The organism is Amycolatopsis sp. MJM2582, from assembly GCF_000754115.1.
GTDB lineage: Bacteria > Actinomycetota > Actinomycetes > Mycobacteriales > Pseudonocardiaceae > Amycolatopsis > Amycolatopsis japonica.
The window spans coordinates 1,805,585-1,817,905 of the sequence record NZ_JPLW01000002.1 but is presented as its reverse complement, the minus strand read 5'-3'; the positions used below and the strand labels follow the sequence as shown (position 1 = coordinate 1,817,905).

Below are 12,321 nucleotides of genomic sequence, written 5' to 3'. Positions count from 1 at the left end.
ACCCCCGGCGGGGGGGGGGGAGGGACCCGCGGGGGGGCCGCTGCCGGCGCCCCGCCGATGTCACGGCTGAACCTGGCGTACAGGAGCAACGCGACGGCCAGTGCGGCCGCCGCACCGATCAGGAACACCCCGGTGGGCCACGGCTGCAGGACCATCAGGCAGCCGGAGGCGACGGCGGGCGGATGCACCACCCGGAAGAGCAGCATGGCGCCGAATCCGGTGGCCGCCGCGACCGCGACGGCCACCGGTCCGGGCGGCAGCGCGAACGCGGCGAGGACCCCGGCCACCACGGCGAGCGCGTGGCCGCCGAAAACCGCGACCGGCCGGGCGGAGGGGAGCGCCGGGTTGGCCAGCACCAGGGCGAGGCTGGCGGCGAGCGGTGCCGACGCCGCCGGCCCGACACCGGAGCCCATCCCCGCGGCGGCCACCCCGCCCGCGCCCGCCGCGGTCAGCAGGATCGGCGACGCGTGTCTCACTGGGACACCTCGGGAAAGTCGAGGTCGGGCTCGGCCACGTGGTTGAAGTAGTTGGACAGCACGTTGAGCGCGATATGCGCGACCACCTCGGCGACCTGCGCGTCGGTGACGCCGTCGGCGCGGGCCTCGGCCAGCTGCTCGTCGGGGACGCGGCCGCGGTGGGCCATGACGGCATCGGCCAGCCGGAGCACCGCGCGGGTGTGCGGGTCGGGGCTTTCCGCCTCGCGGGCCTTGTCCAGTTCCTCGGCGGGGATGCGCATCTTCTCGCCGCGGAAGGTGTGCGCGGCGAGGCAGTAGCCGCATTCGTTGCGCTGTGCGGTGAACAGCGCGAGCAACTCGCGCTCGCGTGCGGTCAGTTCGCCGCGTGTAAGGGCGTCGCGCAACGCGAGATAGCCGCTCAGCGCCGCCGGGCCGTTGGCCATCGCGGCATAGAGGTTGGGCACCCGGCCGAGCTGGGCACGGACGTCGGTCAGCAACGGATGCTCGGTGAGCTGGGGGATGCGGGGCACGATCGCTCCAAACGGTACAGGTCTGTTCCGAGTTGGACGGTACAGATCTGTACCGTCTGCGGTCAACCAATTCGGTACAGAGTGGTACTGTTTCGCCCGTGGGAACCCGAGCGCGCGAGCGGCTGCTGAGCACGGCCGAAGAGCTGTTCTACGCCGAAGGCATCCGCGCGGTCGGCATCGATCGCATCCTCGAGGAGTCCGGCGTCGGCAAGGCGTCGCTCTATCGGCATTTCCCGAGCAAGGACGCGCTGGTCGAAGCGGTGCTGCGGGAACGGGACCGCACCTGGCGGCACTGGCTCTCCAGCACGGTCGACGGCTACCGTCTCGCTCCGGAGGATCGGATCCTGGCGGTTTTCGACGCCCTCTTGGAACGCTTCTCCCGCAAGGACTTCCGCGGCTGCGCCTTCATCAACACCATGGTGGAGACGGCGGATCCGGCGAGCCCCGTGCACGCCGTCGCGGCCGAGCACAAGGCGGCGCTGACCGAGTATCTGGCCGGTCTGCTCGCCGACGCGGGCCGGGCCGATGTGGGGGAACTCGCCGCGCAGCTCGTTCTGATCGTGGACGGTGCGATCGTGACCGCGGTGCGCGAGAACGCGCCGGATGCGGCTGCTCGGGGTAAGGCGATCGCTGCCGCTTTGCTGCGCTGAACGCTTGGTGCGGTTTGGAGTTCCGTGCTTGGGCTCTTGCCGGTATTTGGCGACACCACGCCCGATGTGGCAAACGGATCCCCGTCGGACCGGGCAAGTCGCAGCTCAGTGCGCCCAATGTGGCATTGGGGCCGTCGAGTGTCCCCAATGCCACATTGGGAGCCTCGATCACCGAGCGCCCACCGAGTCGGCCGCGGCCCACTGTCCCCAACACAAAGCCACCCTTGACATTAGGTAAGCCCACCCTTAGTTTCCCCCTATAACTTTCCCAAGGGGGCGACATGCCGAACATCGGTGGCCGCCCGGCCATGGTCGCGGTGGACGACATCGTGCGGGCCGGTCGCGAGCTCGGGATGCGCGGGCTCAGTGTCAAGGCGGTCGCGGTCCGGCTGGGGGTGACCGCGACCGCCCTCTATCGCCACGTCGAGAGCCGCTGGGGGTTGGAGCGGCTGGTCGGCGAGAGCATCCTGGCCGAGCTGCAGCTCCGGGACGAGCCGCGGCACGACCTCGAACGACACCTGTTGTCCTTCGCCCTGCAAATGCGGGCGTTCATGCTGGAGCACCCGGGCCTCGCCGGCTATCTGCAGCTGCTGTTTCCGCGCGGGGACGGCGGTCAGCGCCTGCTGAACATCGAGGTCGAGGCCCTCGTCCGCCGGGGTTACGAGCCCGGCGCGGCGATCGTGCTCAGCGGCGCGGTCGCTTCGATGACCATCGCGATGACCGCGTCCGAGGAGAACAGCGCGGCCGCCGAGGAGGCCGACGGCGACGGGCTGGACCGCGAGCGGGAGGCGGTCCGCGACCGGTTGTCCCGTGACGACCGGCTCGCCGCACCATCCGCCGCGTTGCCGCAGGTGCCGCGGCCCGAGTACGTGCGGCTGCTGCTGACCGCGTCGATCCGTGGGCTGATCGGGTCCTGCCCGCCGGGCAGGCCGGTCGCCGAGATGGTGGCCGATCTGGCCGCCACGGGGGAGGGGTTGTGATGGCGCGCGGATTCCAGGGCGCGGTGATGCGCGGTTTCGGGGCCAGAGACCACGAAGCGACCGTCGTCGAGACGGAAGAGATCACGCCGAAATTCGTGCGGGTGCGGTTCGTTTCACCGACGTTGTTCGAGGACGTCGTCGTGGAGCCGGCGGCCTGGCTCCGGTTCTGGTTCCCCGATCCGGAAGGCGGCCCGACGGAGTTCCAGCGCGCGTACACGCTCACCGAGGCCGACCCGGAAGCCGGCACGTTCGCGATCGACGTCGTCCTGCACGAGCCCGCCGGTCCGGCGTCGCGCTGGCTGCGTGACGCGCGCCCGGGCGCGAAGGTTCCGGTGATGTCACTGGGTTCCTCGTCCTTCTCGGTCCCCGCCGAACCTCCCGCCGGTTACCTGCTGATCGGCGACTCCGCCTCGATCCCGGCGATCAACGCGATCCTCGAAGTGATCCCGGCCGACGTCCCGATCGAGCTGTACCTCGAAGAGCACGACGAGACCGACCGGCTGATCCCGCTGGGCGGACACCCGCGGCTGACCGTGCACTGGGTGCCGCGCCTGGACGCGACGTCGCTGGCCGCGGCGATCGAGACGCGCGACTGGTCGGACTGGCAGGCGTGGATCGCGACGGAAGCCGGTTCGTTCAAACACCTGAAGACGCGTTTGCGTGAGGCGTTCGGCTTCCCCAAGTCCGAGGTGCACGGCCGCGCGTATTGGTACTACGGCCGGGCCATGGGTGCTTTCCGCGGGGAAAAGGAAGAGACGGCCGCCGAAGTCCCGAAGCCCGTCGCAGCGGCGCCGAAGGGGGCATGGCGGGCACAGGCGGCCGGACGGCTGCTCGCGCCGGTGCGGCGGACGCTGATCTTCGCCGGGATCCTGCAGGCCTTCGTGACGCTGATCGGTCTCGCTCCCTTCGTCCTGCTGGTGGAACTGGTCCGGCGGATGCTCGCGGGCGGCGAATCGTTGTGGGCGCTCGGTGTCTCGGCGCTGGTCCTGCTCGGCGTCGGCACCCTGCTGGAGTCCGCGGTCGTGCTCTGGCTGCACGCGGCCGACGCGCGGTTCGCCCGCGACCTGCGTCAGCGCCTGCTGGGCAAACTCGCGCGCCTGCCGCTGGGCTGGTTCACCGCGCGGGGTTCGGGCACGGTCGCGAAACTCGTGCAGGGCGACACCCTCTCGCTCCACTACCTTCTCACGCACGCCGTCCCCGACGCGGTGGCGGCCGTCGTCGCGCCGGTCGCCGTACTGGCGTATCTGTTCGCGGTGGACTGGCGGCTCGCCCTCGTCCTGCTCGTCCCGATCCTCGTCTACCTCGTCACCACGTCGATCATGGTCGTCCAATCGGGACCCAAGACCGGCCAGGCGATGCGCTGGGCGGAGCGGATGGCAGGCGAGGCGGGCGCGTATCTGGAAGGGCAGCCGGTGATCCGCGTGTTCGGCGGCGCCGCGGCTTCGTCGTTCCGGCGGCGGCTCGACGAGTACCTCGGTTTCCTCGGCGACTGGCAGCGCCCGTTCACCGGCAAGAAGACCATGCTGGACTTCGCCACCCGGCCCGCCACCTTCCTGCTCCTGATCACCGGCACCGGCACGCTGATGGTGGTCGGCGGCGGTATGGAGCCGGTGACGCTGATCCCGTTCCTGGTGCTGGGCACCACTTTCGGCGCGCGGCTGCTGGGCATCGGTTACGGTCTCGGCGGCGTTCGCGAGGGAATGCTGGCCGCGCGCCGGATCCAGGTCGTGCTCGACGAGCCGGAACTGTCCACAGTGGAGCTGGCAGTCCGCGACGCCGTCGAGCCGGGCACCGTGGAACTGGACCGGGTGGGCTTCGCCTACCGCTCCGGCGTTCCCGTGCTGGAGAACGTTTCCCTGACCTTGCGTCCCGGCACGGTGACCGCGCTGGTCGGCCCGTCGGGAGCGGGGAAGTCGACGCTCGCCGCCCTCGTCGCGCGGTTCCACGACGTCACCGAGGGAGCGATCCGGGTCGGCGGCCGGGACGTCCGCGCGTTCGCCGCCGACGAACTCTACGGCCGCGTCGGATTCGTGCTCCAGGATCCGCAACTCGTCCAGGGGACCGTACGGGAGAACATCGCCCTCGCCGTTCCGGACGCCACCGAAGAGCAGGTCGTCGCCGCGGCCCGGGACGCGCAGATCCACGAGCGGATCCTCCGGCTGCCCCAGGGATACGACACCGTCCTCGACGCCGGTTCCCAGCTGTCCGGCGGTGAACGCCAACGGGTGGCCATCGCCCGCGCGATCCTCGCCGACGCCCCTGTCCTCGTCCTCGACGAGGCGACCGCTTTCGCCGATCCCGAGTCGGAGTATCTCGTGCAGCAAGCACTCGACCGGCTCACCGCGGGCCGCACCGTCCTGGTCATCGCCCATCGCCTGCACACGATCATCGGCGCCGACCGCATCGTCGTCCTCGACCGTGGGCAGATCGCGGAAAGCGGTACCCACGAAGCACTTCTCGCCTCGGATGGGCGCTACGCCCGCTTGTGGCGGGCCGGTGCCGGTGCGGGGGTGACCGCGTGATCCGCACGTTGCTGGGCCTGATCCCCGAGGCGAAACGCTCGGCCTTCCGGCGTTATGTCGTGCTAGCCGTGCTTTCGGTGCTCTTGCGTGCCGCCGGTGTCGTCCTGCTGGTGCCGTTGGTGGGTGCCTTGTTCGGCGCGGAGCCTTCGGACGCGCTGCCCTGGCTCGGCGCGCTCGCGGCCGTCACCGCGGCGGGCTGGGCGATCGACGCCGTCGTGGGGCGGCTCGGCTTCGAGCTCGGCTTCGGGGTGCTGGACCACGCCCAGCACGACGTCGCCGAGCGGCTGACGGACGTCCGGCTGTCCTGGTTGGACGGTGAACACACCCAGACCGCCCGGCAGGCCATCGCCGCCACCGGTCCCGAGCTCGTCGGCCTGGTCGGGTACCTGCTCACCCCGCTCATCGGCGCGGTCCTCCTGCCGATCGCGATCGCGCTGGCCCTGCTGCCGATCGCCTGGCCGCTCGGTGTCGCCGCGCTGGCCGGGGTCCCGGTGCTGCTGGGCGCGCTGTGGGCGACCGGCCGGATCACCCGCCGTGCCGACCGGGCGACGGCGGAGGCGAACACCACGCTGACCGAACGGATCGTCGAGTTCGCCCGCACCCAGCAGACGTTGCGGGCCGCCCGCCGCGTCGAACCCGCGCGCAGTCACGCCGGCGCCGCGCTCACCGCGCACCACGGCGCGACCGTCCGGTTGCTCCGCCTGCAGATCCCGGGGCAGATGCTGTTCGGCGTCGCCGGTCAACTGGCGCTGGTCCTGCTCGCGGGGACGACGGTCCTGCTCGCCACACGAGGTGAGCTGAGCGTGCCCGAGGCCGTCGCGCTGATCGTCGTGATCGCCCGGTACTTCGAACCGTTCACCGCGCTCGGGGATCTCGCGCCCGGTATCGAAACTGCCACCACCACGCTCGGCCGCATCCGCACCGTCCTCACCGCGCCCGTGGCCCCGGCCGGGGAATCCGCCGCACCGGCCAAAGCACCGCAGATCCGGTTCGAGAAGGTCGGTTTCCGCTACTCGCCGGACACCGAGCACGTGCTGGAGGACTTCGACGTCACCCTGGAACCGGGGACGACGACCGCGATTGTCGGGCCGTCCGGCTCGGGCAAGAGCACCGTGCTCGCGCTGCTCGCCGGTCTGCACCGGCCCACGAGCGGACGAGTGCTCGCCGACGGCAAGGATGTCGCGGAGTTCCGCCGGGATCTCGTCACGTTCGTCTTCCAGCAGCCGTATCTCTTCGAAGGATCGGTGCGGGACAACGTGCTCGCCGGGGATCCCTCGGCGAGCGACGAGCGGGTCGCCGAGGTCGTGAGGCTCGCCAGGGTCGGCGAACTGCTGGAACACACGGCCGTCGGCGAGGCGGGCACCGCTCTCTCCGGCGGCGAGCGGCAGCGGGTGTCCATCGCCCGCGCGTTGCTCAAACCTGCGCCCGTGCTGCTCGTCGACGAGGCGACCAGCGCACTGGACACCGAGAACGAGGACGCCGTGGTCCGCTCGCTCAGCGCCGATCCCGTGTCGAGGACGCGGGTGATCGTCACCCACCGGATCGCCGGGATCCGGCACGCCGACCGGGTGCTCTTCCTCGAGGACGGACGGATCGCCGAATCGGGCACGGTCGAAGAACTCCTTGAGGCGCAAGGACGTTTCGCCGAGTTCTGGCGGCGGCAGCTCGACGCCACCGGCTGGAGGATCACGGCGGGATGACCCACACCCAAGGCGAGCCCGAATGGGTCGTCACCCGTGACGGCAGACGGCTCTACGCGATGGTGCACCCGGGACCCGAGGGCTTCACCGGGCCGACGGTCGTGTTCGAAGCGGGCGCGGCCGCCACCCGGTCGTCCTGGGCGGCGGTCCAGCCGGAGGTCGGCCGCCACACCCGCGCGATCGCCTACGACCGCTCCGGGCTCGGCCGCAGCGCCCCCGACCCCGGCGGCCGCACGCTGCGCCGGATGGCCGACGACCTCAACGACGTCCTCGACCATTTCGGCCCGGGGCCGTACATCCTCGCCGGGCACAGCGCGGGCGGGCCGATCGTGCGGCAGGCCGCCGCCCGCCGTCCGGAGCGGATAGCCGGGCTGGTCCTGGTCGACCCGACCGATGAAGCGGCCGAAGTGCTCTTCGGCCGGGCCTTTCGCACCGGTGAACGCGTCGCGGTCGGGGTCAGCGCCGCGCTCGCGTGGCTGGGCCTGCTCAAGGTCGTCTTCCGCGGTCTGCTGCGAGACATCCCGGACGACGTCCGGCGCGACCTCGAACGAGAGGCGTTCACCGTCGGGACGACACGGACCCACCGGGAGCAGGCCCGCACCTTCCTCGACGAACTGGCCCTTTGGCGGCACGACCCACCGGTGCTCGGGGACATCCCGCTCACGGTCGTGTCCGGCGGCCTCGGCGGAGGCGGGATGTCCGGTGCGATGAGAGCGCGGGCGAACGCGTCCCACGCCCATCGGGTGACCCTTTCGTCCGCAGGCAGGCACGTGATCGCGGAGCGGTCCGGTCACTACGTCCCGAAGACCGAGCCCGAGGTGATCGTCCGCGAGATCCTCAGGATGACGTGAGCGCCCGCCGCAGGTCTTCATAGGTGGGGGCGAGCGTCCGGAGGGTCGCGGCGGCCCGTGCGTCGTCCTCGACGACCAGGTCGTACTGCAGGGAGCCGATCAGCCGCGCCTGCGTGGTGAGGACGGCGGCCGCGGCTTCGTGGCCGACCCGGCGCAGGCAGGTCGCGGCGTCGTTCGTCCGCCGGGCGCCGAGGCGCACCACGAAATGGACGAGCAGCCCACGCAGTTCCGGGTCGGGTCCTCCTTCGATCCGGGCGGCGAGCGCGAGGGCGGCGTCGCCGTTGCCCACTGTGCCGGGCGGGAGTCCGGTGTCCGTTTCGCCGCCGAGCCGCCTGATCGCCCGGGGGAGTGCCGCGACGATCGCGGCTTCTTCCGAGACGACGGTGTGCCGTACGAAATTCGTCCGCATCGTGTGCGGTTTGCCGTAGGCGACGGTTTCGGCGAGCCAGGCGGCGGCGAAATCCGCCCGCGGGATCCGCGCGTACGGATATCCCTGCGGGTCGTGGGCGGTGACGGACTCGTCGTCTGCGGCGAGCGCGACCAGGAAATGGTCCGCGCCGATCGGGCCGGTCATTCCCGGCTGGTGGCGCAGGTGCCCCATTTCGACCGGGCCGATCAGGACCGGCCCGTCGGAAAGGCTTTCGACGAGCCGGGCGAACGCGGTGTCCGGATCCGGTTCGCTCGTCGTTTCCGCGCTCCAGCCGAGGGCGTCGAGCGCCTCGCCGATGCCGAGATCGGGATCCCAGCCGAAGGCGTCGAAAAACGGCAGTGTTCCGCCGACCAGCTGCATGCCGAAGGGGCTGCCGGTCACGGTTTCGAGCACGTCGGGTCCCGGCGCCTCGGCACCGAGCAGCATCGCGAGGGAATGGGTATAGCAATAGGGGCCGGAGCCGCGATAAGGAATTTCGATCACGCGTTCGACGATGCCGGATTTCACGCCGGAACGCCACCCTCGCCTTTGTCCGTTGTGGACGGTGTTTCATCACCCGTCCGGGGGTTTCGGGGCCACTCAATGGGTTTTATCCAGGAGACACCGCTGCTCCCGCTTGCCGACGACGATCTTGCCGACCCAGGATGACCATCACTTGGGCTCGCTGTCCCCGCCGTCCTGACCTGGGCCGACGGGAGCGAGGGGTGAGGCGGAGGCGGCATGGCGGAACGGCGTGGGCGGAATCGGTGGCGCCGGGGCGTGGCACTGCTCACGGTGGTCGTCGTGGCCCTGCTGATGGGCGCCCCGCTGCCCGCGAGCGCGCAGGTCCAGCCGCGCGGGGCGGGCATCGAGCGGCCGATCGGGCCGGAGCCGGTGTACTCCGGGCTGGCGCACGGCGGTATCACGATGGCCGCCAACTCCGTCGTGCAGTGCGGCGTCGGCGTCGTCTGCAACGAGTCCGCGAGCAACGCGAGCCCGGTGTCGTGGATCAAGACCGACCCGGCCGCGCCCGGTAACACCGCGTCCGCCGCGAACCTGAACGTGCCCGCCGGCGCGAAGGTGCTCAACGCCCGGCTGTACTGGCAGTTCAACCCGGTCGCCAGCAGCGGGACCTCCGGTGACGGCAGCCGGGGCAACCAGGTCTCCATCAAGACCCCGGGCTCCGGCGCGTATCAGCGGATCACCGCCGAAACCTACGACTGGTTCCCCGCGACCACCACGGGCGGGTCCCCGACGCTGTACGCCTACGGCGGCGCGGCCGACGTCACGTCTCTCGTCACGAACGCCGGCACCGGGGAGTACACGGTCGCCGACATCCAGGCCTGCCAGGGCCAGTCGATCAGCCGGACGAACCTCGGCTGCTGGGGTGGCTGGTCGCTGGTGGTCGCCTACGAACTGCCCAGCGAGCCGCTGCGGTACCTGCAGGTCTGGGACGGGATGCAGGTGGTCGCGGGCGGCAGCACGCCGAGTTCGGCGACCATCGCGCTGAGCGGTATCAAGGCCCCGACCTCGCGTCAGCCCAACGTCGAACTCGGCATCGTCGCGGGTGACGGCGACGCGCCCATCACCGGCGACTACCTCCAGGTCGGCCCGGACGCCGCCAGTCTGCAGACGATCGCGATGCCCGCGCCCGGCGGGGTGGCGACCAACAACGCCTTCAGCAGCCGCATCGACCGGGTCACAGCCACCGGTTCGGGCACGAACGTCACGTCGCGGAATCCCAATCCGGTGAACAACGTCGGGTACGACGCCCGCAGCATCGACATCACCGGCAAGGTCCCCGCGGGGACCACCGCGCTCCAGGTGAAGATCGGCACCGTCGGCGACGCGCTGTACCCGCAGACTATCTGGCTCGTCACCGACGCGCTCGAACCGGATCTGCAGATCACCAAGGCCAACGACCCGGTCGGCAACACCGACGACAATCCGCCGGGCTACGTCACCAAGGGCGGGGAGGTCACCTACACCTTCGACGTCGCCAACCGGCACGCCGACGGCTCCACCACCGACCTCGACACCGCGACGAACGTCGTGCTCACCGACACCCTGCCCGACGGCGTCACGTTCGTGGCCGGGTCCAATCCGGACTGTTCGGCCGCCGGGCAGGTGGTCACGTGCACTCTCCGGAATCTGAGGCCGGGACAGTCACAGAAGGTCGCCTTCAAGGTCAAGGTCGGGCTCGACGTGCCGGACGGCACCAAACTCGACAACACCGGCAAGCTCACCTTCCGCGGCGAGGACACCGGACGGCCGCAGGAACGCACATCGAACACGGTGCGGAACACGGTCGCGTCGCCCGGGTACCAGCTGACGAAGACGGTCGACCTCGCCGAGGCGGTCCCCGGCGAAACCCTGACCTACCGGGTGACGCTGCGGAACACCGGCGTGATCCCCGTGCCCGCGCTCACGGTGCGCGACACCTTGCCGCCGGGGACGACCTACGTGTCGTCCACTCCGTCGAAGGGCACCGCGTCCGGGACCGGGCCGATCGACTGGGCCGTGAACGGTCTCACGGTCGGAGAGACCGCCACGCTGACCGTGCGCGTGAAGGTCGAGGAAGCCGCCATCGGCAAGGAACTGGTGAACCGCGCGAACGTCCCGACCGGACCGCCGCCGGTCGTCCCGCCGGACAACCGCTGCCCGGACGATCCCGCGGCCGCGTGCGCGAAGACCAAGGTGCCGCCGCCGTCGTACACGGTGACCAAGACCGCGGACAAGGAGTCCGCCGACCCCGGCGACACCGTGCGCTACAAGGTCGTCGTCGCCAACACCGGCAAGGTGACCGCGGCGGATCTCAAGGTCGTGGACGATCTGACCGGGGTGCTGGACGACGCGGTCTATCAGAACGACGCCACCGCGTCGCCCGGCTCGGTGTCCTATGCGGAACCGAAGCTGACCTGGACCGGCACGCTCGCCGCGGGGCAGAGCGCGGAGTTCACCTACTCGGTCAAGGTGAAGAACCCGAACACCGGTGACAACCGGCTCAAGAACGTGGTGACCTCGGAGACGCCGGGTGGTAACTGTCCGCCGGGTTCGACGGATCCGAAGTGCGGGACGACGACGCCGGTCTCGGGGCTGTTGATCGAGAAGTCGGTGGACAAGCAGTCCGCGAATCCTGGTGACGTGGTGAAGTACACGGTGACGGTGCGGAACACGGGGCAGACCAAGATCTCGGGTGCGACGTTCACCGATGATCTGACGCAGGTGCTGGACGACGCTGACTATCAGAACGACGGCGCCGCGACCATTGGCGGTGTCACGTATGCGGCGCCGAAGCTGACGTGGACCGGCGATCTCGGCGTCGGCGAGACGTCCACGGTGACGTACACGGTCAAGGTGAAGAATCCGAACCCGGGCGATGACGTGCTGAAGAACGCGGTGTCGTCGGAGACGCCGGGCGGTAACTGTCCGCCGGGGTCGACGGATCCGAAGTGCGGCACGACGACACCGGTTTCGGGGTTGCTGATCGAGAAGTCGGTGGACAAGCAGTCCGCGAACCCCGGTGACGTGGTGAAGTACACGGTGACTGTGCGGAACACGGGGCAGACCAAGATCTCTGGCGCGACGTTCACCGATGATCTGACGCAGGTGCTGGACGACGCTGACTATCAGAACGACGGCGCCGCGACCATCGGTGGTGTCACGTATGCGGCGCCGAAGCTGACCTGGACCGGTGACCTGGAGATCGGCGCCACGGCGACGGTCACGTACACGGTGAAGGTCAAGAACCCGAACCCAGGTGACAAGAAACTGTCCAATGTGGTCACTTCGGAAACTCCGGGTGGTAACTGTCCGCCGGGCTCGACCGATCCGAAGTGCGGGACCACCACGCCGGTTTCGGGGCTGACGATCGAGAAGTCCGTGGACAAGCAGTCGGCTAATCCCGGCGACGTCGTGAAGTACACGGTCACCGTGAAGAACACCGGGCAGACCAAGCTGACCGGTGCGACGTTCACTGACGACCTGACGCAGGTGTTGGACGACGCGGACTATCAGAACGACGGTGCGGCGACGATCGGTGGTGTCACGTATGCGGCGCCGAAGCTGACCTGGACCGGCGATCTGGAAATCGGTGCCACCTCGACGGTGACCTACTCGGTCAAGGTGAAGAGTCCCAACCCGGGTGACAACCTGCTGAAGAACGTGGTCTCGTCGGAGACGCCGGGCGGGAACTGCCCGCCGGGGTCGACGGATCCGAAGTGC

The 12,321-nt window shown here is 70.1% G+C and carries 9 protein-coding genes; 6 read left to right on the top strand and 3 right to left on the bottom strand.

Translation table 11 applies throughout. The features are described from left to right. Both ED92_RS41415 and ED92_RS18470 read right to left on the bottom strand, forming a co-directional pair. On the bottom strand, nucleotides 1–476 hold a 476-nt coding region (locus ED92_RS41415; RefSeq protein ID WP_052120674.1), incomplete at its 3' end, for an HPP family protein. Beyond that, nucleotides 473–985 (bottom strand): carboxymuconolactone decarboxylase family protein, encoded by a 513-nt coding sequence (locus ED92_RS18470; protein WP_037339615.1) that lies wholly within the window; start codon nucleotides 983–985, stop codon nucleotides 473–475. The genes ED92_RS18470 and ED92_RS41415, both read right to left, overlap by 4 nt. A gap of 98 nt (nucleotides 986–1,083) precedes the next feature. Here ED92_RS18470 and ED92_RS18465 point away from each other — a divergent pair, with 98 nt between their 5' ends. The 5 genes from ED92_RS18465 (at nucleotide 1,084) to ED92_RS18445 (ending at nucleotide 7,688) form a co-directional block, all read left to right on the top strand. Beyond that, nucleotides 1,084–1,635, top strand: a complete 552-nt coding sequence (locus ED92_RS18465; protein WP_037339612.1) for a TetR/AcrR family transcriptional regulator — start codon at nucleotides 1,084–1,086, stop codon at nucleotides 1,633–1,635. Between the two features lie 281 nt (nucleotides 1,636–1,916). Beyond that, complete coding sequence (locus tag ED92_RS18460) at nucleotides 1,917–2,615, top strand: TetR/AcrR family transcriptional regulator (protein WP_037339609.1); 699 nt, start codon at nucleotides 1,917–1,919, stop codon at nucleotides 2,613–2,615. Then, nucleotides 2,615–5,137: an ABC transporter ATP-binding protein/permease gene (locus ED92_RS18455; RefSeq protein ID WP_037339607.1), complete on the top strand. Its 2,523-nt coding sequence runs from the start codon at nucleotides 2,615–2,617 to the stop codon at nucleotides 5,135–5,137. The genes ED92_RS18460 and ED92_RS18455 overlap by 1 nt, the downstream gene beginning before the upstream one ends. Beyond that, nucleotides 5,134–6,837: an ABC transporter ATP-binding protein gene (locus ED92_RS18450; protein WP_037340354.1), complete on the top strand. Its 1,704-nt coding sequence runs from the start codon at nucleotides 5,134–5,136 to the stop codon at nucleotides 6,835–6,837. Before ED92_RS18455 ends, ED92_RS18450 begins: the two co-directional genes overlap by 4 nt. Then, nucleotides 6,834–7,688: an alpha/beta fold hydrolase gene (locus ED92_RS18445; RefSeq protein WP_037339604.1), complete on the top strand. Its 855-nt coding sequence runs from the start codon at nucleotides 6,834–6,836 to the stop codon at nucleotides 7,686–7,688. Before ED92_RS18450 ends, ED92_RS18445 begins: the two co-directional genes overlap by 4 nt. Here the strand turns inward: ED92_RS18445 and ED92_RS18440 are convergent. Further along, on the bottom strand, nucleotides 7,675–8,625 hold the full coding sequence (locus ED92_RS18440; protein WP_235213313.1) for a hypothetical protein: 951 nt from the start codon (nucleotides 8,623–8,625) through the stop codon (nucleotides 7,675–7,677). The two genes, ED92_RS18445 and ED92_RS18440, sit on opposite strands and share 14 nt — an antisense overlap. A 213-nt stretch (nucleotides 8,626–8,838) precedes the next feature. On the opposite strand from ED92_RS18440, the gene ED92_RS18435 reads away from it, so the two are divergent. Then, the coding region (locus ED92_RS18435) for an Ig-like domain-containing protein (RefSeq protein ID WP_037339602.1) at nucleotides 8,839–12,321 on the top strand (3,483 nt) is incomplete at its 3' end.

Bases quoted from the DNA above. Each gene is read 5' to 3' on its own strand.
- ED92_RS18445 (WP_037339604.1), top strand. From the start codon at position 6,834: ATGACCCACACCCAAGGCGAGCCCGAATGGGTCGTCACCCGTGACGGC.
- ED92_RS18460 (WP_037339609.1), top strand. From the start codon at position 1,917: ATGCCGAACATCGGTGGCCGCCCGGCCATGGTCGCGGTGGACGACATC.
- ED92_RS18455 (WP_037339607.1), top strand. From the start codon at position 2,615: ATGGCGCGCGGATTCCAGGGCGCGGTGATGCGCGGTTTCGGGGCCAGA.